The following is a 16,847-nucleotide window of genomic DNA, read 5'->3' as shown; positions in this document are numbered from 1 at the left end:
GATATTCGTGAGCGATCAGATCAAGACGGCCATAGTCACCGGTAGTGCGCGTGGAATCGGCGCTGCGGTAGCGAAGCGGCTGGCCAAGGACGGTTTCGGAGTTGCCGTGGTCGACCTCGACGAGGCCGCGTGCAGCGATACCGTCGGTGCGATTCAGGCCGCAGGTGGGCAGGCAGTGGCCATCGGTGCCAACGTCGCCGACGAGGAATCCGTCCAGACCGCGGTCGATCGCATCGCCGGCGAGTTCGGTGCGCCGACCGTACTGATCAACAACGCAGGCATCACTCGCGACAACCTGCTGTTCAAGATGACCGTGCAGGACTGGGATTCCGTTCTCGGCGTGCACCTGCGCGGATCGTTCCTGATGACCCGCGCGGTCCAGAAGCACATGATCGACGCCAAGTGGGGTCGCATCGTCAACCTGTCGAGCACGTCCGCCCTCGGCAACCGTGGCCAGGCCAACTACTCCGCCGCCAAGGCCGGAATGCAGGGCTTCACCAAGACCCTCGCCATCGAACTCGGCAAGTTCGGTGTCACCGCCAACGCCATCGCCCCCGGGTTCATCGAGACGGAGATGACGGCGGCCACCGCAGAACGTGTCGGCATGCCGTTCGAGGACTTCAAAGCTGCTGCGGCGTCGCAGATTCCGGTCAATCGCGTCGGACACCCCGACGACATCGCGCACCTGGCGTCGTTCTTCGTCAGCGAGGGTGCAGGCTTCATCTCGGGTCAGGTCGTCTACGCCGCTGGTGGGCCGAAGGACTGACCTCTCCTGAACGCGTGAATGGACCATTCACAGGACCAGACGGGTGTCAATGGTCCATTCACGCCGAACGGATACGGACTACGGCGTCGGCATTCCGCCGTTGACGTTCAGTGTGTCGCCGGTGACGTAACCCGATTCGGCGGACGACAGATAGACGTACGCACCGGCGATCTCGGCAGGCTGCCCGGCGCGTCCGAGCGGTGTTTCCTTGCCGAATTCCGGCAGCGCCGAGGTCGGCTGACCGCCGGCTGCCTGCAGCGGTGTCCAGAACGGTCCCGGCGCAACCACATTGACGCGAATACCCTTGGGTGCCAACTGCTGGGCGAGGGCCTTGCTGATGGTGTTGATGGCCATCTTCGTGGTCGCGTAATCCACCAGTCCGGGTGACGGTGTGTATGCCTGGATCGAGCTGGTGTTCACGATGGTGGAACCGGCGGGCATGTGCGGCACCGCTTCCTGGATGATCCAGAACAATGCGTAGACGTTGGTTTTGAACGTCTGATCGAATTGCTCGGACGTCAGGTCGGCCAGGTCTTCGACGAACTGCTGTTTACCGGCAACGTTGATCAGCAGGTCGAGGCCACCGAGTTCGTCGACGGCAGTGCGCACGATACCGCGCGCGGCCTGCTCGTCGGTGATATCTGCCGGTGCCAGGACTGCGGTGCGTCCGGCGTCGCGTACCAGCTGAGCAACTTCCTGAGCGTCTTTTTCTTCCGACGGCAGGTAGTTGAGCACCACGTCGGCACCCTCGCGGGCGATGGCAATGGCTGCTGCGCGACCGATTCCGGAGTCGGCACCGGTGACGAGCGCTTTGCGGCCGGTCAGGCGACCGGAACCGCGATAGCTGTTCTCGCCGTGGTCGGCGAGAGGCTGAAGATCTGCGGCCAGACCGGGCGGATCCTGGTGCTGCTCCGGGAAGCCGTCCTGACGGTACTGCGTGACGGGGTTGGTGAAGGTGTACTGATCGCTCACTGTGGAATCGTCTCCGAATACGGTGAAATGCGTGAAGAACCTTTGCTTGATTCCGTGTATTTCACGCATGCCCCGATCCGGTCGGCCACAAACTGTGACCGACCGGACCGGCCTTACAGCAACTCAGGGCAGTATCGAGTCGACGTAGCCGCCGTCGACGCGTAGAGCGCCACCGGTGGTCGCAGAGGCTTGCTCGGAGCTCAGATAGACGATCATGTTGCCGATCTCTTTCGGCTCGATCAGCCGGCCGATCAACGATTGCGGACGGTTCTCCTTCATGAACTTGGCTTGAGCTTCGTCCCAGGGCAGTTCGTCGCCGACGAGTTCGGCCACGAATTTCTCGACGCCCTCGGTGTGGGTAGGTCCGACAATCACGGAATTGACCGTGACGCCAGTTCCAGCAGCGGCTTTCGCGAACCCGCGGGTCACCGCGAGCAGGGCTGTCTTCGTCATTCCGTAGTGGATCATCTCTTCGGGAATCACGACTGCGGAATCGCTGCAGATATTCTGGATTCGGCCCCAGCCCGCTTCGGTCATCGCCGGCAGATAGGTGCGGATCAGCCGGATTGCCGAGAGCACGTTCACCTCGAAATAGCGTCGCCATTCGTCGTCGTCGATGTCGAGGGCGGCTTTGGCTCCGAAGATTCCGAGATTGTTCACCAGAATATCGACCACCGGGACCGTGGCGAGCAACGTCTCGACCCCCTCGGCCGTCGCGAGATCGGCTGCCACGACGATCACTCGTGCGCCGGGTACTTCGGTGAGCAGTTGTTCCTCGGCCGAATCCAGCGCGGATGCGCTCCGTCCGTTGAGTACGACGCGCGCACCGGCGCGGGCCAATTCGGTGGCGATGGCCAATCCGATGCCCTGACTGGAGCCGGAGATCAGTGCAGTTCGGCCGTCGAGATCGATGTTCATGAAGCCTCCCACTGTTGTGGAACGACTCCAGTGTGCGCCTTTCGAAGACGTGAATGGTCCATTCACCGGCCCTGACGGGGGTGAATGGACCATTCACGCAGACTCGGGGGGACTACTACGAATACGTGTAGAAGCCCTTACCGGTTTTGCGCCCCAGCATTCCGGCGTCCACCATGCGCTGCAGCAGTGGCGGCGGAGCGTAGTGCGGTTCGCGGAACTCCGCGTAGAGGGACTCGGCGACCGCGAGGGTGACGTCGAGGCCGACGGTGTCGGTCAGACGCAACGGGCCCATGGGGTGTGCGCAGCCGTTGACCATGCCCTCGTCGATGTCCTCAGCGCTGGCGAAGCCGGACTCGAGCATGCGGATGGCCGAGACCATGTACGGGATGAGCAAGGCGTTGACGATGAATCCGGCGCGATCACCGGCGCGAATCGTCTTCTTGCCCAGCGTGTTTCCGGCGTAATCCGTCACCGCTGCAACGGTCTCTTCGCTGGTGAGAAGGCTGACGACGATCTCGACCAACGGCAGCACCGGCACCGGGTTGAAGAAGTGCACTCCGACGACCTTGTCGGGACGCTTCGTCGCGTTGGCCATCTTGATGACGGGGATCGACGACGTGTTGGTGGCCAGGATTCCGTCGGGCTTGACGATGGAATCGAGCTTTCCGAACAGATCGAGCTTGAGCGATTCGATCTCCGGTGCTGCCTCCACCACGAGATCGCGGTCTGCGAAATCGCCGATGTCGAGCGTCAACGTGATTGCTGCTCGGGCCTTCTCGGCCGCGTCGGCTTCGATGCGGCCGGACTTGACGGCGCGGGCGAACGACTTGTCGAGGCGTGCCTCTGCAGCATCGGCTGTGGCCTGGCTGGTTTCGAGGATCAGCACCGAACTGCCGGAGCGAGCACACATCTCGGCGATGCCTGCTCCCATGGTGCCGCCGCCGATGACGCCTACGAGGTTGATATCGCTCATTTGAGCAGCGCCCGCGACATGACGACACGCTGAATCTGGTTGGTGCCCTCGTAGATCTGGGTGATCTTGGCGTCGCGCATCATGCGCTCGACCGGGAAGTCGGTGGTGTAGCCGGCACCGCCGAAGAGCTGCACGGCGTCGGTGGTGACCTCCATGGCCACGTCCGAGGCGAAGCACTTCGCTGCTGCCGAGATGAACCCGAGGTTCTTCTCGCCGCGCTCGGCGCGGGCTGCGGAGCTGTAGACCATCAGTCGAGCCGCTTCGACCTTCATCGCCATGTCGGCGAGCATGAACTGCACTGCCTGGAAGCTCGAGATCGCGGTGCCGAACTGCTTACGGTCCTTGGTGTATGCGATGGCTGCGTCGAGTGCGCCCTGTGCCAGGCCGACAGCCTGCGCGCCGATGGTGGGGCGGGTGTGGTCGAGTGTTTCCAGCGCGGTCTTGAAGCCGGTGCCCGGGTCGCCGATGATGCGATCGCCGGGGATCTTGCAGTTCTCGAAGTAAAGCTCGGCGGTGGGTGAGCCCTTGATGCCGAGCTTCTTCTCCTTGGGGCCGACGACAAATCCCTCGTCGTCCTTGTGCACGATGAACGAGGAGATGCCGTTGGCGCCCTTGTCGGGATCGGTCACGGCCATGACGGTGTACCATTCGGACTTGCCGCCGTTGGTGATCCAACACTTGGAGCCGTTGAGGATCCAGTCGTCACCATCGGCCTTGGCGCGGGTGCGCATGCTCGCCGCGTCGGATCCTGCTTCGCGCTCGGACAGGGCGTACGACGCCATCGCGCCACCGGCGAGAGACGGCAGAACCTGCTTCTTGAGCTCCTCGGAGCCCTTGAGGATCAGGCCCATCGTGCCGAGTTTGTTGACCGCGGGGATCAGCGAGGACGAGCCGCACACGCGTGCAACCTCTTCGATGACGATGCAGGCAGCGACGGAATCGGCACCCTGGCCGTCGTACTCCTCGGGAACGTGGATGGCGTTGAAGCCCGAGGCGTTCAGGGCTTTGAGCGCCTCCTCGGGGAAACGGGAGTCCTCGTCGACCTCTTTGGCGTACGGAGCGATCTCCTTCTCCGAGAGAGCCCGAATGGCCGCGCGCAGTTCGTCGTGCTCTTCGGGCGATTGATACAGATCGAAGTCGGGATTTCCGGCCATGTCGGCCACGCTCCTCGGTGTGTCGGGGGTGGCACTGCCCACGTAGGGCACTCAGTGCCAAGGATTGCCCCAGTGTACGTCCGGATTCGGACCGATTCAAGACCGGGTCTTCGGCATCCGGCACTCAGTGCCATTCGGTCCGGACAGATCAGGCGGTTGTGTGATCGGCCAACGCATCGACGACTTTGGCGACGGACGTACCCCGGGGGAACGACGCGACGACGATCTCACCGAAGAACTGCGCGCGGACCTGCGCCAGTGCCGAACGCAGATCCTCGACGGATGTCGGCAGGCCGTCGCGGATCATTCGACGAAGGATGTAGTTGTGCGTCGCAGTCACCGAAGCCGAGAACTGCAGAATCTCCAGGTGAGGGTGATCGGGCAGAACGCGCTGCAGATATTCGACGAAGAGTCGGTCGTAGCGAAACACGGTGACGATCTCCCGATCGCGCAGCGCAGGGTTGCGGTGCACCACCTGATAGCGCAGGCGCGACATCTCGATCCAATCGGAGAATCGCTCGTACACCTGCTGCGCGGCATCGCACACCGCCTGCCAGGGATCGCCCTCGTTCGATTCGAGGAAGGCGCCTGCCTGCTCGAGCAGTATTTCGTGATCGGCGAAGACGACGTCTTCCTTGGCGCGGAACTGACGAAAGAATGTCCGACGCGAGATTCCGGCGGCACCGGCGATGTCGTCCACCGTCGTCGACTCGTATCCCTTGACGGAGAACAGGTCGAGGGCCGCTGTGGCCACGGTGAGCCTGAAGTCGGTCGATTCTTCCGGGTCTCCGCGCATGGGAGTGAAGGTAGCCGAGTTTCGGGACGTGCAGGGAGGTCGTCCCGTTCCGTCCTTTGATTGCTAGTGTTCGCAAGTAGCCTGCTGCGCGGTGGTGGGTGCCACGGGAGGACTTCATGGCCACGGATTCGAGCCGGCCGCTCTACAGAATGAAAGCCGACTTCTTCAAGACGTTGGCGCATCCCGCCCGTATTCGGGTGCTGGAGTTGCTGAGCGAGCGCGAGCACGCCGTGTCCGAGATGCTGCCGGAAATCGGCATCGAGCCGGCCAATCTGTCTCAGCAGTTGTCCATCCTGCGGCGCGCCGGTCTCATCGAAGGCACCCGGGAAGGCCTGTCGGTGTCCTACACATTGACGTCGCCGAAGGTGGCCGACCTGTTGGTCGTTGCGCGGGAAATACTCACGGGAGTGGTGGCCAACCAGGCCGAGCTGCTCGAAGGCGAGTCCGGAGCGCGCGCCTGACTCGACGGCTCGGGATGGTCTGGCTCACGTCGCTGTTCACCTGATTCATTACTTGCTAAACTTAGCAAGTAGCTCGACCAGGATCGATGAGTTCTCAGAAAGCGTCACATGTCCGAACCGACGAAACCCGCCCGTAAGACCGACGCCGTGAGGGCTGTGACAGCGCTCCTGCCCAGGTGGAGCGAGTGGAAACCCGCCCTCCGCGCGCCCGGTGCGGATCTGCTGGCCGGCCTGATCGTGGCCCTGGTCGCGCTGCCTCTGGCGCTCGGCTTCGGCGTCAGTACCGGCCTGGGTGCGGCGGCCGGCTTGACCACGGCGATCATCGCGGGAGTCGTGGCCGCAGTATTCGGCGGATCGCGGTTCCAGGTGTCCGGTCCGACCGGTGCCATGACGGTGGTGCTCGTGCCGATCGTCGCCGAATACGGGCCGACCGGAGTGCTCGCCGTCGGCCTGATGGCCGGGGTGATCCTGCTCGCGCTCGCCGTCGCCGGAGTCGGTCGAGCCGTCCGGTACATGCCGGCGCCCGTCATCGAAGGGTTCACCGCCGGCATCGCCGTCGTCATTGCGCTGCAACAGGTTCCGTCGGCCCTGGGTATCACCGACGCCGAGGGTGACAAGGTGTGGCAGTCCGCGTTCGACGCGGTGCGCTCGTTCGTCTCGCACGCGAGCATTCTGACGCCCACCGTGGCCGTCACGGTCGCGATCGTCATGCTCGTCGGTGGCCGCCTGGCTCCGAAAGTACCGTTCTCTCTGGTTGCGGTCGCGGGAGCAACGGTGGTCACCCAACTGTTCGATCTCGACATCGCCCGGATCGGCACGATTCCGTCGTCGTTGTCCGCTCCGAGCCTGAGCTTCTTCCACCTCGGTGACGTGACGGCGTTGTTGGCACCGGCGTTCGCCGTCGCTGCCCTGGCTGCCCTGGAATCGTTGCTGTCCGCGACCGCGGCGGACTCGATGGGCGTCGGCGCGCGGCACAATCCCGACCGTGAACTGTTCGGGCAAGGGCTGGCGAACATCGCCGCACCGTTGTTCGGCGGTATCCCCGCCACCGGTGCCATCGCCCGCACTGCCGTCAACGTCAGATCCGGAGCACGCACCAGGCTCGCCGCGCTCACCCATGCCGTGATCCTCGCCGCGATCATGTATTCCGCCGCGGGTCTGGTGGCTGACATTCCACTCGCAGCCCTCGCCGGGGTGCTCCTGGCGACGACGGTGCGCATGGTCGAAACCGCGTCCATCCGAGCAATTTCCCGCGCCGGTCGTGGGGACACCGTGGTGATGTTGTCGACCTTTCTCGTCACGGTCGTTTTCGACCTGGTGACGGCGGTGGCGGTCGGCGTCGGGTTCGCTGCGGTGCTGGCACTGCGCGCCGTCGCGCGATCGGCCACCGTCGAGCAGGTGCCCCTCGATGCACTCGACGCGGTCTCGAAGGAAGAACAAGACCTGCTGCGCGAGCACATCGTCGCCTACCGGATCGACGGCGCACTGTTCTTCGGAGCCGCGCACAGCTTTCTGCTCGAGCTCGCCGACGTGTCGGACGTGAAAGTGGTGATCCTGCGCATGTCGCGGGTGACCACCATCGATGCCACCGGAGCCATCGTCCTCAAGGACACGATCACCGAACTCGAACACCGCCGCATCACCGTCCTCATCTCCGCGGCCAAACCCGAACACCTGCGTCCGCTGACGGCGCTGGGGGTGTTCACCACCAAGGACGACGAAGCGCGCCGTGTTTTCGAGACCACGCCGCAGGCCATCGCCTACGCGCGCACGCTGGTGACCGAGGCAACCGCGCCTCGCGGGTAGGGTCCAAGTCACACTTGCGTAGGAAAGGACCGGCTCATCGTGGCTCTCGTTGCAGGGATCGACTCCTCCACCCAATCGTGCAAAGTCTTCGTTCGGGACGCCGAATCGGGAGAGTTGGTGCGCCAGGGGCGAGCCGCCCATCCCGACGGTACCGAGGTCGACCCGCAGCGATGGAAAGACGCGCTCGACGAGGCGGTGGCAGCAGCAGGCGGACTCGACGACGTGGACGCGGTGTCGGTCGGCGCGCAGCAGCACGGCATGGTGTGCCTCGACGACGCGGGATCCGTGGTCCGTAAAGCGCTGTTGTGGAACGACACTCGGTCGGCGCAGGCCGCGACGGACTTGGTGTCGGAGTTGGGGAAGGAGACCGGCGTCGACGGCGGGCAGGCCTGGGCCGACGCCGTCGGAGTGGTTCCATTGGCCTCGATCACCGTCGCCAAGTTGCGATGGCTCGCCGACCACGAGCCGGAGAACGCCGATCGCACTGCGGCGGTGTGCCTTCCACACGATTGGCTCAGTTGGCAGCTCGGCGGGGCATCGGGGCTCGACGCTCTGGCCACCGATCGAGGCGACGCCAGTGGCACCGGATACTTCTCCGCCGCGTCGAACGAGTATCGAACCGACCTGTTGCAGTTCGGTTTTCGAGGGCGTAACCCGCAGCTTCCGCGGGTCGCCGCACCGAACGAGACCATCGGCCGCACACCGAGCGGGGCCCTCATCGGGCCGGGGACCGGAGACAATGCCGCCGCGGCCCTTGCTCTCGATGCCCAGCCCGGTGACGTGGTGGTCTCGGTGGGGACCTCCGGCGTCGTATCGGCGGTGACCTCGGTTGCGGCAGCCGACGGTTCGGGTCTCGTCGCCGGATTCGCCGACGCCACCGGCCGTCAGTTGCCGTTGGTGTGCACGCTCAACGCTGCCCGGGTGCTCGATGCCACGGCGCGTCTACTGGGCGTCGATCATGACGAACTGTCTCGATTGGCGCTGTCGACTACCAGCGAAGGTCTGGTGTTGGTGCCGTATCTCGAAGGTGAGCGCACCCCCAACCGCCCCGATGCATCCGGTGCGATTCACGGCCTGAGACTGAACAATTCGACGCCCGGTCACCTGGCGCGCGCGGCAATCGAGGGACTGCTGTGCGGCTTGGCCGACGGCATCGATCACCTGCGTGCACAGGGGGTGGAGACGAAGCGGGTGCTGCTCATCGGCGGCGGCGCGAAATCGGCTGCGGTGCGGGAGCTGGCCCCGGCCATTCTCGGGGTCCCGGTGATCGTGCCCGAGCCGGGTGAATACGTCGCCGACGGTGCCGCGCGCCAGGCTGCATGGACGTTGGCCGGGACCGTTGAGCCGCCGACCTGGGCGCAGGCCGCGTCGAAGACATACGAGGCAGACCCGACCCCGGCGGTGCGAGAACGCTACGCCGAGGTGCGGGATCTGACCGAGGGCGCCGCCCCCAGGTGAGCGGAACCTCGTAGCAGAGGTCGAGTTAGGAGTGGAGCCTGCGGAACGACCGCAGGCTCCGTGCGCACGTGCGGCGCAGCCGCTCACTAGGGAATCAGGCGAGCGTCTCGGTAGCGCTGAATCACCGAGGCGATGGCATCCGGCGTGGACCGGAAGCCGAGGAAGCCTGCCTTCTTGGACTTGTTCATGTCGGTCAGGCATTCCATGTCGCGGCCGAGGTCGCCGTCGGTGTGCCACCACGACGCCAGACGGGAGACATCGCTCTCCACCAGATCGTGCTTCTCCGCGATGCGCTTCCACGCGGCAGCCGCGTCGGACATGCGGGGTTCGAGGGGACGCGGTTCGGTGTCGAAGCCCTCGGGCTCCACGCCGAAGTGCGCGGCGAACTGGGGCCACAGCCAGCGCCAACGGAACACGTCACCGTTGGCGATGTTGAAGGCCTCGTTGTGCGCATTGTCATCGGTTGCGGCCCAGACCATCTGCTCGGCAAGCAGGTCGGCGTCGGTGAGGTCGGTGAGCCCGTTCCACTGCGTTTCGGAGCCGGGGAAGACGAACTTCTCACCGAGTTCCTTGCAGATCGACGCGTACACGGACAGCGTCAGCATCATGTTCATCGCGTTGCCGACCGCGAAGCCGGAGATGGTGTGGGCGCGGTGCACGCTCCAACCGAATCCGAACTTCTCGGCACCGGCGAACAGTTCGTCTTCCTGCGCGTAGTAGAAGTTCGGGGTGTCGAGGCGATCCTCGGTCTCGTGGAACGGCGTCTCGGCCATCACTGACTCACCGTAGGCATCGAACGGTCCGAGGTAGTGCTTGAGGCCGGTCATCAGCGCGACGTGCTTCACCGACTCGAGGGGCCCGAGAACATTCAGCACATTGCGTAGGGTCGCCGAGTTGACCTCGATGTTCTCCTGCTCGGAGTCCTTCTTCATCCATGCGGTGAAGAACACGACCTCGGGGCGAACGTCCTTCAGAGCCTTCTCGAGCGAGGCCGGATCGAGCAGGTCCGCGGCCACCGGCACGACGCCGTCGACGGGGGTACTTCCGCTGCGACTCAGTCCGTAGGTGGTCCAGCCTGCATCGAGTGCTGCGTGGCACAGGGCCTGGCCGGAAATACCGGTGGCACCGACGATCAGCGCGCGCGTGGTGTTCGTAGTCATCCGCACCGACTACCCACTGGAGCCGATGCAACACGTGACACGGCCCTCACATCAGAGCGAGTACCTGCTGGGCGACGAGAACGAGTGCGCCGGCTGCGGAGACACCGATCGCGGTGATGCGCAGGCGTCGACGATCGAGAACACGATTGACCACGCGAGAGAGCAGGAAACCGAGAACTGTCGCCGGGGCCAGGAACACAAACAGCGTCGCAGTATGGGCGTCCACTGCGCCGGCCACCGCCAGTACCGCCAGCGAGATGAGTGATCCGACGAGGAAGAAGCAGCTCATGGTGCTGCGCAGTTCGGCTCCGGTGTTGCGTTGCCACACCAGGGCCATCGGCGGTCCGCCGATGGAGGTGGCCGTTCCCAGAATTCCCGACGCGGCCCCGGCCACCACCAGGTTTCGTCTGTGCGGCAACGGGACCCAACCGAAGGACGTCAAGGCGACGCCGCTCAGCACCACCAGCGCGAGCAGGATGGCCAGGCCGCGCTCGGGCAACAGCACGAGCAGCAGTGCGCCCACCGCCGATCCGGGTAGGCGACCGGCCAGCGCCCACCCCGCGCCCGAGAGGTCGAGGGCAGTGCGATCACGAACCAGGACGAGCACACTGACGACCACGGCGAGCATGATCAGCGTCGCTGGGATGAGTCCGGGGTCGACGATGGCCACGATGGGCGCGGCGAGCATGCCCATGCCGAATCCGATGGACGCCTGCATCGCCGACGCGAAGAAGATGGTAAGCGCGACGACGACGAATCCGGTGACGCTCAGGTCTGTCGCCATCACGTCCCGGCAGCGACGAGGCCGAGATTGCCTGCGGCGAGCGGATAGTGGCATTCGGCGATGTGATCGGCCTCGTCGGCGTCGAGCGCCACCGGGGGTGCCTCACTGGCGCACAGTTCGGTCGCTTTCCAGCAGCGTGTGCGGAACCGGCATCCCGACGGCGGATTCAGCGGCGACGGTACCTCGCCCTTCAGCAGGATCTTCGTCCCGCGGTTCGACGCGTCGAGTGTGGGTGCGGCCGACATCAGCGCCGCGGTGTACGGGTGCGCGGGACGCTCGAACACGGCTTCGGTAGCGCCGGATTCGACGATGCGGCCCAGGTACATCACCGCGACGCGGTCGGCGACGTGTCGGACGACCGACAGATCGTGCGAGATGAACACGTACGAGATGCCGAGTTGCTTCTGCAGGTCGTTGAGCAGGTTGAGCACCTGCGCCTGGACCGAGAGATCGAGTGCCGAGACCGGCTCGTCGCAGATGATCACGTCGGGGTTCAACGCCAGGGCCCGCGCGATGCCGAGGCGCTGGCGTTGACCGCCGGAGAACTCTTGCGGGAATCGGTTCTCGTCGCTTGGTCGCAGGCCCACCAGATGCAACAGCTCACGCACTCGTGCGGAGCGATCGCGGCGAGTCTTGTACAGGCCTTTGTGAGTTCGCCACGGCTCGCCGATGATGTCACCTGCCGTCATCCGCGAGTTCAGCGAACCGTACGGGTCCTGGAACACCATCTGTACTCGTCGACGCCACGCGAGGAGTTCCTTGCCGCGCAGGGCGAACGGATCGATGCCGTCGAAGGCCACGGTGCCCGAGTCGGGTCGTTCGAGCATCATCAGCGTGCGCGCGAGAGTGGACTTGCCGCAGCCGGATTCACCCACCAAGCCGAGGGTCTCGCCGCGTCGCAGATCCAGGTCGATGGCGTCGAGGGCGCGGAGCTTGCCCCGGCCGACGTCGAAGGTCTTGTTCAGTCCGCGCACGGTCAACAGTTGTTCAGACATGGCTGGATACCTCGTTCGGGAAGTGGCACGCCGACATCCGGCCGTCGCCGACGGATTCGAGCGGAGGGCGTGTGCTGACGCAGATGTCGCGGGCGATGGGGCAACGGGCCTGATAGACGCACCCGTCGGGAATCGAATGGAGATCCGGCGGGGTGCCGCCGATCGACTTCAGATCCTCACCGCGGACGGCGTGTACAGGGACCGAGTCGAGCAGTCCCTTGGTGTACGGGTGGCGCGGTTTGCCGAACACCTCGGACACCGGTCCGGTCTCGACGACGTTGCCCGCGTACATGATCGCGACCCGGTCGGCTTCCTCTGCCACCAGGGCGAGATCGTGGGTGATCAGGACGACGGCCATGTCGTGCTCGGTGCGCAGTTCCTTCAGCAGAGCCATGATCTGCGCCTGGACCGTCACGTCGAGCGCGGTGGTGGGTTCGTCGGCCAGCAGTACCGACGGACTCAGGGCCACGGCCATCGCGATCAGCAGTCGCTGACGCATGCCACCGGAGAACTGATGCGGGTAGGAGTCGGCGCGCGATTCGGGCTCGGGAATGCCGACGCGGGCCATGAGTGTGATCGCCTCGACGCGTGCCTGTTTGGCCGACATGCCCCGGTGGATCCGAAACGGCTCGGCCAGTTGAGTTCCCACGGTGTAGACGGGATTGAGTGCCGTCAGTGCATCCTGGAAGACGATGGCCAGTTCGGTGGCCGCGATGGTGCGTCGCACCTTGGTCTTGGCGGTCACCAGGTCCACCTCGCCCAACTCGACGGAACCGCCGGTGATGTCGGCGATCGGCTCGAGCAGACCGACGATGGCCTGTGCCGTCATCGACTTGCCGCAGCCCGATTCACCCAGCAGAGCCAGGGTTTCACCGCGGCGGGCGCTGAAGGTGACGTTGTCGACGGCGCGAATGACGCCCGACGGTGTCCGCAGATCGACGGTCAGCCCGCGGACGTCCAGAGCGATGCTGCCGGTATCGGAACGCCGAGGTGCAGTTGCCGGTGCGCTCATGAGACGACCTTTCGTACGGGGAGCAGGCGAGACCGCTTGGAGCGGGGGACATTGAGCCGCCAGCGCTGGGCCGGGTCAGTGGCGATGCGGGCCCAGGCGGCGAGGACGGTGGCCGAGACGGTCGTCAGCACGATGGCCAGGCCGGGGAAGAAGGAGAGCCACCAGGCGGTCTGCAGGTAGGTACGGCCCTGCGAGACCATCAGGCCCCACGAGACGTCGGGTGGCTGAATGCCGATGCCCAGGAAGCTCAGTGACGATTCGGCGAGAATGACGAAGCAGAAGTCCAGGGTGGCGACGGTGAGCAGGGTCGGCAGCAGAATCGGGGCCACGTGGCGTCGGATCACCGATCCGCTCTTCGCGCCGAACGTGCGGGCGGCATCCACGAACAATCGACTCTGCAGTTCGGCCGACTCGGCGCGGGCGGTACGCAGGTAGATGGGGATACGCGTGACCGTCAGGACCAGAACGATGTTCGCGGCACTGGGCGAGAAGACGTAGAGCACCACGACGGCCATCAGCAGCGACGGAAAGCTGAGGATGACGTCGGCGACGCGCATCGCCGCGGTCTCGCGCCAACCGCGATGGAAGCCGGCCCACATCCCGATGAACGAGCCGATGATCGCCGAGAGGATCACCGCCGGAATGGCCACCGACAATGTGGTTCTGCTGGCCACGATCAACCGGGCCAACATGCTGCGCCCCAGCGGATCTGTGCCGAGGATGTTCATCCAACCGGTGTCGAGGGTGAACGGCGGTAGGTTCGAGCGGTCGAGGTCCTGATCGGTAGCAGCGTCACCGACCAACATCGGGCCGAAGATCGCGGTGAGGAAGACCAGCACCAGAATCGCGGCGGCGACGGTGGCGACCCTGTCGCGCAGGAGCAGCTTCCACAGCGGGGCCGACGCCTTGCGGGCTTCCACCGGACTCTGCGGTGGAACATCCTCGGGTTCGGACGTTTTCGGTGCTTCGAAGTCGAGTGACATGTTTCTTACCTAGACCTTCACCTTGTCGCGAACCCGGGCGTCGAGCAATGCATAACAGGCATCGATGACGATGTTGAGCACGAAGATGCTCACCGCCGTCAACAGCACGGCCGCCTGCAGAACGGCGAAGTCGCGCTGCAGGATGGCGTCGATCATCAACTTTCCGATGCCGGGCCACCCGAAGATGGCCTCGACGACCACCGCGCCGTTGACGAGTCCGACCATCAGGTCGCCTGCAACCGTGAGCGCCGGTGCAGCGGCGTTGCGCAGGGCATGGTGGGTGACGACCCGAAGATCGCCTGCCCCTTTGCTTCTCGCGAGCCGAACGTACGGTGCCGACAGTGCCGAGACCATCGCGCCACGCACCACCTGAGTCAGCACGCCGAGGGGTCGAATGAGCAGCGTGGCGATCGGCAACACCCACGAGAGCATTCCGCTGTCCACGCCCGAGGTGGGCAGCCAGCCGAACACGATGGCGAAGACGTAGACGCCCATGATGGCGAACCAGAAGTCAGGGATGGACGCGGCCGTCATCGACAGCAGGCTCGAGATGCGATCGGCCAACGAGTTCGGTCGGTACGCAGCCCAGCAGCCGATGATCACGGCACCGAGGATGGCGAGGAACATCGTCGCGAAGGCGAGCTGCAGCGTTGCGGGGAAGGCGCGCAATGCCATCGCCGACGCGTCCTCACCGGTGCGGAGCGACTGCCCGAAGTCGAGTTGGACGACGCCCTTGAAGTAGTCCATCAGCTGCGTCAGCACCGGCTGATCGAAGCCGTTGGTGGCACGGAACGCCTCGCGCTGCGCTTGGGTGGCCGACTCGGGTAGGTACAGGCTGGTGGGGTCGCCGGTGAGACGAGCGAGGAAGAACACGCCCAGCAGGACGACGAACAGAGGGATCAGGCTGGTGTAGATCCGTCGGCGCAGAAATCTGAACATGTCAGGGCCTCTCGGTATCGGCGCGCGTCATCGCGGCCAGGTGCATTTCGTCGACCGTGGCCGAGTTCGGCGTGTAGTCGACCGAGGCGGCCTTGGCGAGCACCCCGTTCATGTGGGCGATGTAGGCCATCTGCATGATGTCCTTCGGTTCGTCGGCGAACACCTGGGCGTATGCGGCCTGCCTGTCTTCTCCGGTGAGGGCACCGGCGGCAGCGATCTCTTTGTCGAATTCCGCTGTGCCGTAGGCACTCTGGAATCCGTCACTGGTGAAGTACTGGTCGACGGTGAAGGCGGAGTCGCCGGCCTGGTTGCCGTGCTGAATCACCAGCAGATACGGACCGACGTCCGGGAACGGACGTTCCTGGTATTCGGCGGTACCGGCGGCGTCCATCATTTCGATCTTGACGTTCATGCCGATCTTGGACAGCGAGTTCTGGATGACCTCCACTGTCTCGTTGATCTTCGGGAACTGTCCGGTGCGTCCGATCAGGCGGATCTCGGCGTCCACCGGTACCCCGTCTGCCCGCGCCTCGTCGATCAGCGTGCGGGCCTGGTCCATGTCGTAGGGCCACGGCGTCAGGTCCTCGTTGTAGCCGACGACGCCCTCGGAAATCAGTTGTGCTGCCGGTGAACCGAGTCCCCTGAACAAGGCCTTGACGATGCCGTCGCGATTGATCGCGTAGTTGATCGCCTGCCGCACCCGCATGTCGTCCAGTGGTGGCTGGGCGGCCTGGATGCGGAGCGCCGTTGTTTCGTTGTTGGGGTACGCGACCCCGAGGTCTCCTGCACCGTCCTCCGGTCCGACGGAGGTCGCGATCTCGGCCTCGCCGTTGGTCACCATCGAGGCGCGGACGCTGCCCTCGCTGCGCCACTGGTACTCGGCCCTGGCGTACTCGGGCTTCGGACCCCAGTAGGTCTCGTTGCGTACGAGCGAGAGCTTCTGGCCGTAGTCCCACCGCTCGATCGCGAACGGTCCCGTTCCGATGGGCTCGCGTACCCGCTCGGTGTAGCTGGCTGTGCGCGGGACCATCTCCACGAACGACAGGCGCAGCGGCAGAATCGGGTCGGGTTCCGGCGACTGCACGGTCAGCGTCATCGGGTCGACCGCCGTGACCACCAGATTCGCGTCGCCGAACACGTACCCCTCGACGTTGCAGCCCAGTTCCGAGTTGACCGTGCGATCGATGGAGAACGCGGCGTCCTCGGCCTCGAAGGGACTGCCGTCGCTGAACGTCACACCGGGGTGGATCGCGAACGTCCATTCGGTATCGGAGGTCTGCTTCCACGAGTCGGCGAGCTTGGGTTCGAGATCGCCGGTGCTGGGATTGCGCTCCATGAGCGGCTCGGTGATGTTCGAGCGCGTCACCACACCCACCGATGTCAGTGAGACATCGCAGGCTTCGAGGGTCGGCGGCTCCTGCGGCAGAACGATGCGGAGAGTATCTGCGCGGCTCGGTCCACCGTTGTTGGAATTGGCGACGGTGCAACCGCTCACTACAAGTGAAAATGACAGTGCGCCAACGGCTATTGCGGCGACGCGATGGGTCCGTCCCTGCTGCACGAAGAGTGCAGGGCTCATGGTGGCCTCCAGTGGGAAAAGGATCCGCGTCTGCGAGTCGCAGCCGAATCTGTGACGGTAGACACACGGTATGAGCGGGCTGTCTTCACCG

16 protein-coding genes are annotated in these 16,847 nt (G+C 65.0%); 4 read left to right on the top strand and 12 right to left on the bottom strand.

What is annotated here, in order from left to right; genetic code table 11:
- Nucleotides 1-7 precede the first annotated feature (7 nt).
- The gene (locus tag CH295_RS07695; RefSeq protein ID WP_037196086.1) at nt 8-766 is read left to right on the top strand and encodes an SDR family oxidoreductase; all 759 of its coding nucleotides are present in this window, start codon (nt 8-10) and stop codon (nt 764-766) included.
- Between the two features lie 78 nt (nt 767-844).
- On the opposite strand, the gene CH295_RS07690 is transcribed toward CH295_RS07695, so the two are convergent.
- From CH295_RS07690 to CH295_RS07670, 5 genes are all read right to left on the bottom strand, one after another.
- Nucleotides 845-1,738 (bottom strand): glucose 1-dehydrogenase, encoded by an 894-nt coding sequence (locus CH295_RS07690; protein ID WP_094635349.1) that lies wholly within the window; start codon nt 1,736-1,738, stop codon nt 845-847.
- Nucleotides 1,739-1,861: 123 nt separating this feature from the next.
- On the bottom strand, nt 1,862-2,656 hold the full coding sequence (locus CH295_RS07685) for an SDR family NAD(P)-dependent oxidoreductase (RefSeq protein ID WP_037196083.1): 795 nt from the start codon (nt 2,654-2,656) through the stop codon (nt 1,862-1,864).
- Between the two features lie 115 nt (nt 2,657-2,771).
- Nucleotides 2,772-3,620 (bottom strand): 3-hydroxybutyryl-CoA dehydrogenase, encoded by an 849-nt coding sequence (locus CH295_RS07680; protein WP_288143180.1) that lies wholly within the window; start codon nt 3,618-3,620, stop codon nt 2,772-2,774.
- 5 nt (nt 3,621-3,625) lie between these two features.
- Nucleotides 3,626-4,783 (bottom strand): acyl-CoA dehydrogenase, encoded by a 1,158-nt coding sequence (locus CH295_RS07675; RefSeq protein ID WP_037196251.1) that lies wholly within the window; start codon nt 4,781-4,783, stop codon nt 3,626-3,628.
- Nucleotides 4,784-4,931: 148 nt separating this feature from the next.
- Nucleotides 4,932-5,579 carry a TetR family transcriptional regulator gene (locus tag CH295_RS07670; protein WP_094740243.1) on the bottom strand — a complete coding sequence of 216 codons (648 nt, stop codon included), beginning with the start codon at nt 5,577-5,579 and terminating at the stop codon, nt 4,932-4,934.
- A 116-nt stretch (nt 5,580-5,695) separates the two neighbouring features.
- On the opposite strand from CH295_RS07670, the gene CH295_RS07665 reads away from it, so the two are divergent.
- The 3 genes from CH295_RS07665 (at nt 5,696) to CH295_RS07655 (ending at nt 9,304) form a co-directional block, all read left to right on the top strand.
- A complete protein-coding gene (locus CH295_RS07665; RefSeq protein ID WP_094635350.1) occupies nt 5,696-6,040 on the top strand; it encodes an ArsR/SmtB family transcription factor in 345 nt (114 codons plus the stop codon).
- Between the two features lie 108 nt (nt 6,041-6,148).
- On the top strand, nt 6,149-7,846 hold the full coding sequence (locus CH295_RS07660; protein ID WP_037196077.1) for a SulP family inorganic anion transporter: 1,698 nt from the start codon (nt 6,149-6,151) through the stop codon (nt 7,844-7,846).
- Between the two features lie 39 nt (nt 7,847-7,885).
- Nucleotides 7,886-9,304, top strand: coding sequence for a xylulokinase (locus CH295_RS07655; protein WP_094635178.1), 1,419 nt, complete (start codon nt 7,886-7,888; stop codon nt 9,302-9,304).
- Between the two features lie 86 nt (nt 9,305-9,390).
- On the opposite strand, the gene CH295_RS07650 is transcribed toward CH295_RS07655, so the two are convergent.
- From CH295_RS07650 to CH295_RS07620, 7 genes are read right to left on the bottom strand one after another with little or no spacing between them, the layout of a single operon-like run.
- On the bottom strand, nt 9,391-10,464 hold the full coding sequence (locus tag CH295_RS07650; protein ID WP_037196072.1) for an SDR family oxidoreductase: 1,074 nt from the start codon (nt 10,462-10,464) through the stop codon (nt 9,391-9,393).
- A 46-nt stretch (nt 10,465-10,510) separates the two neighbouring features.
- Nucleotides 10,511-11,248 carry a sulfite exporter TauE/SafE family protein gene (locus tag CH295_RS07645; RefSeq protein ID WP_094740242.1) on the bottom strand — a complete coding sequence of 246 codons (738 nt, stop codon included), beginning with the start codon at nt 11,246-11,248 and terminating at the stop codon, nt 10,511-10,513.
- Complete coding sequence (locus CH295_RS07640) at nt 11,248-12,243, bottom strand: ABC transporter ATP-binding protein (RefSeq protein ID WP_037196069.1); 996 nt, start codon at nt 12,241-12,243, stop codon at nt 11,248-11,250. The genes CH295_RS07645 and CH295_RS07640 overlap by 1 nt, the downstream gene beginning before the upstream one ends.
- Nucleotides 12,236-13,255, bottom strand: coding sequence for an ABC transporter ATP-binding protein (locus CH295_RS07635; protein ID WP_094740241.1), 1,020 nt, complete (start codon nt 13,253-13,255; stop codon nt 12,236-12,238). The genes CH295_RS07640 and CH295_RS07635 overlap by 8 nt, the downstream gene beginning before the upstream one ends.
- On the bottom strand, nt 13,252-14,238 hold the full coding sequence (locus CH295_RS07630) for an ABC transporter permease (protein WP_032405207.1): 987 nt from the start codon (nt 14,236-14,238) through the stop codon (nt 13,252-13,254). Before CH295_RS07630 ends, CH295_RS07635 begins: the two co-directional genes overlap by 4 nt.
- A 9-nt stretch (nt 14,239-14,247) precedes the next feature.
- Complete coding sequence (locus tag CH295_RS07625) at nt 14,248-15,177, bottom strand: ABC transporter permease (protein WP_037196062.1); 930 nt, start codon at nt 15,175-15,177, stop codon at nt 14,248-14,250.
- A 1-nt stretch (nt 15,178) separates the two neighbouring features.
- Nucleotides 15,179-16,756 carry an ABC transporter substrate-binding protein gene (locus CH295_RS07620; RefSeq protein WP_094740240.1) on the bottom strand — a complete coding sequence of 526 codons (1,578 nt, stop codon included), beginning with the start codon at nt 16,754-16,756 and terminating at the stop codon, nt 15,179-15,181.
- Nucleotides 16,757-16,847 lie beyond the last annotated feature (91 nt).

The sequence above is a fragment of the Rhodococcus sp. 14-2483-1-2 genome, assembly GCF_002259405.1.
In the GTDB taxonomy this organism is placed as follows: Bacteria; Actinomycetota; Actinomycetes; order Mycobacteriales; family Mycobacteriaceae; genus Rhodococcoides.
Note: the sequence above shows the minus strand (reverse complement) of the source record. Positions and strands in the feature narration are given on the sequence as shown.

Coding starts and splice junctions, on each gene's coding strand:
- CH295_RS07685 (WP_037196083.1), bottom strand. CDS start 2,656: ATGAACATCGATCTCGACGGCCGAACTGCACTGATCTCCGGCTCCAGT.
- CH295_RS07675 (WP_037196251.1), bottom strand. CDS start 4,783: ATGGCCGGAAATCCCGACTTCGATCTGTATCAATCGCCCGAAGAGCAC.
- CH295_RS07670 (WP_094740243.1), bottom strand. CDS start 5,579: ATGCGCGGAGACCCGGAAGAATCGACCGACTTCAGGCTCACCGTGGCC.
- CH295_RS07665 (WP_094635350.1), top strand. CDS start 5,696: ATGGCCACGGATTCGAGCCGGCCGCTCTACAGAATGAAAGCCGACTTC.
- CH295_RS07660 (WP_037196077.1), top strand. CDS start 6,149: ATGTCCGAACCGACGAAACCCGCCCGTAAGACCGACGCCGTGAGGGCT.
- CH295_RS07650 (WP_037196072.1), bottom strand. CDS start 10,464: ATGACTACGAACACCACGCGCGCGCTGATCGTCGGTGCCACCGGTATT.
- CH295_RS07645 (WP_094740242.1), bottom strand. CDS start 11,248: ATGGCGACAGACCTGAGCGTCACCGGATTCGTCGTCGTCGCGCTTACC.
- CH295_RS07640 (WP_037196069.1), bottom strand. CDS start 12,243: ATGTCTGAACAACTGTTGACCGTGCGCGGACTGAACAAGACCTTCGAC.
- CH295_RS07635 (WP_094740241.1), bottom strand. CDS start 13,255: ATGAGCGCACCGGCAACTGCACCTCGGCGTTCCGATACCGGCAGCATC.
- CH295_RS07630 (WP_032405207.1), bottom strand. CDS start 14,238: ATGTCACTCGACTTCGAAGCACCGAAAACGTCCGAACCCGAGGATGTT.
- CH295_RS07625 (WP_037196062.1), bottom strand. CDS start 15,177: ATGTTCAGATTTCTGCGCCGACGGATCTACACCAGCCTGATCCCTCTG.
- CH295_RS07620 (WP_094740240.1), bottom strand. CDS start 16,756: ATGAGCCCTGCACTCTTCGTGCAGCAGGGACGGACCCATCGCGTCGCC.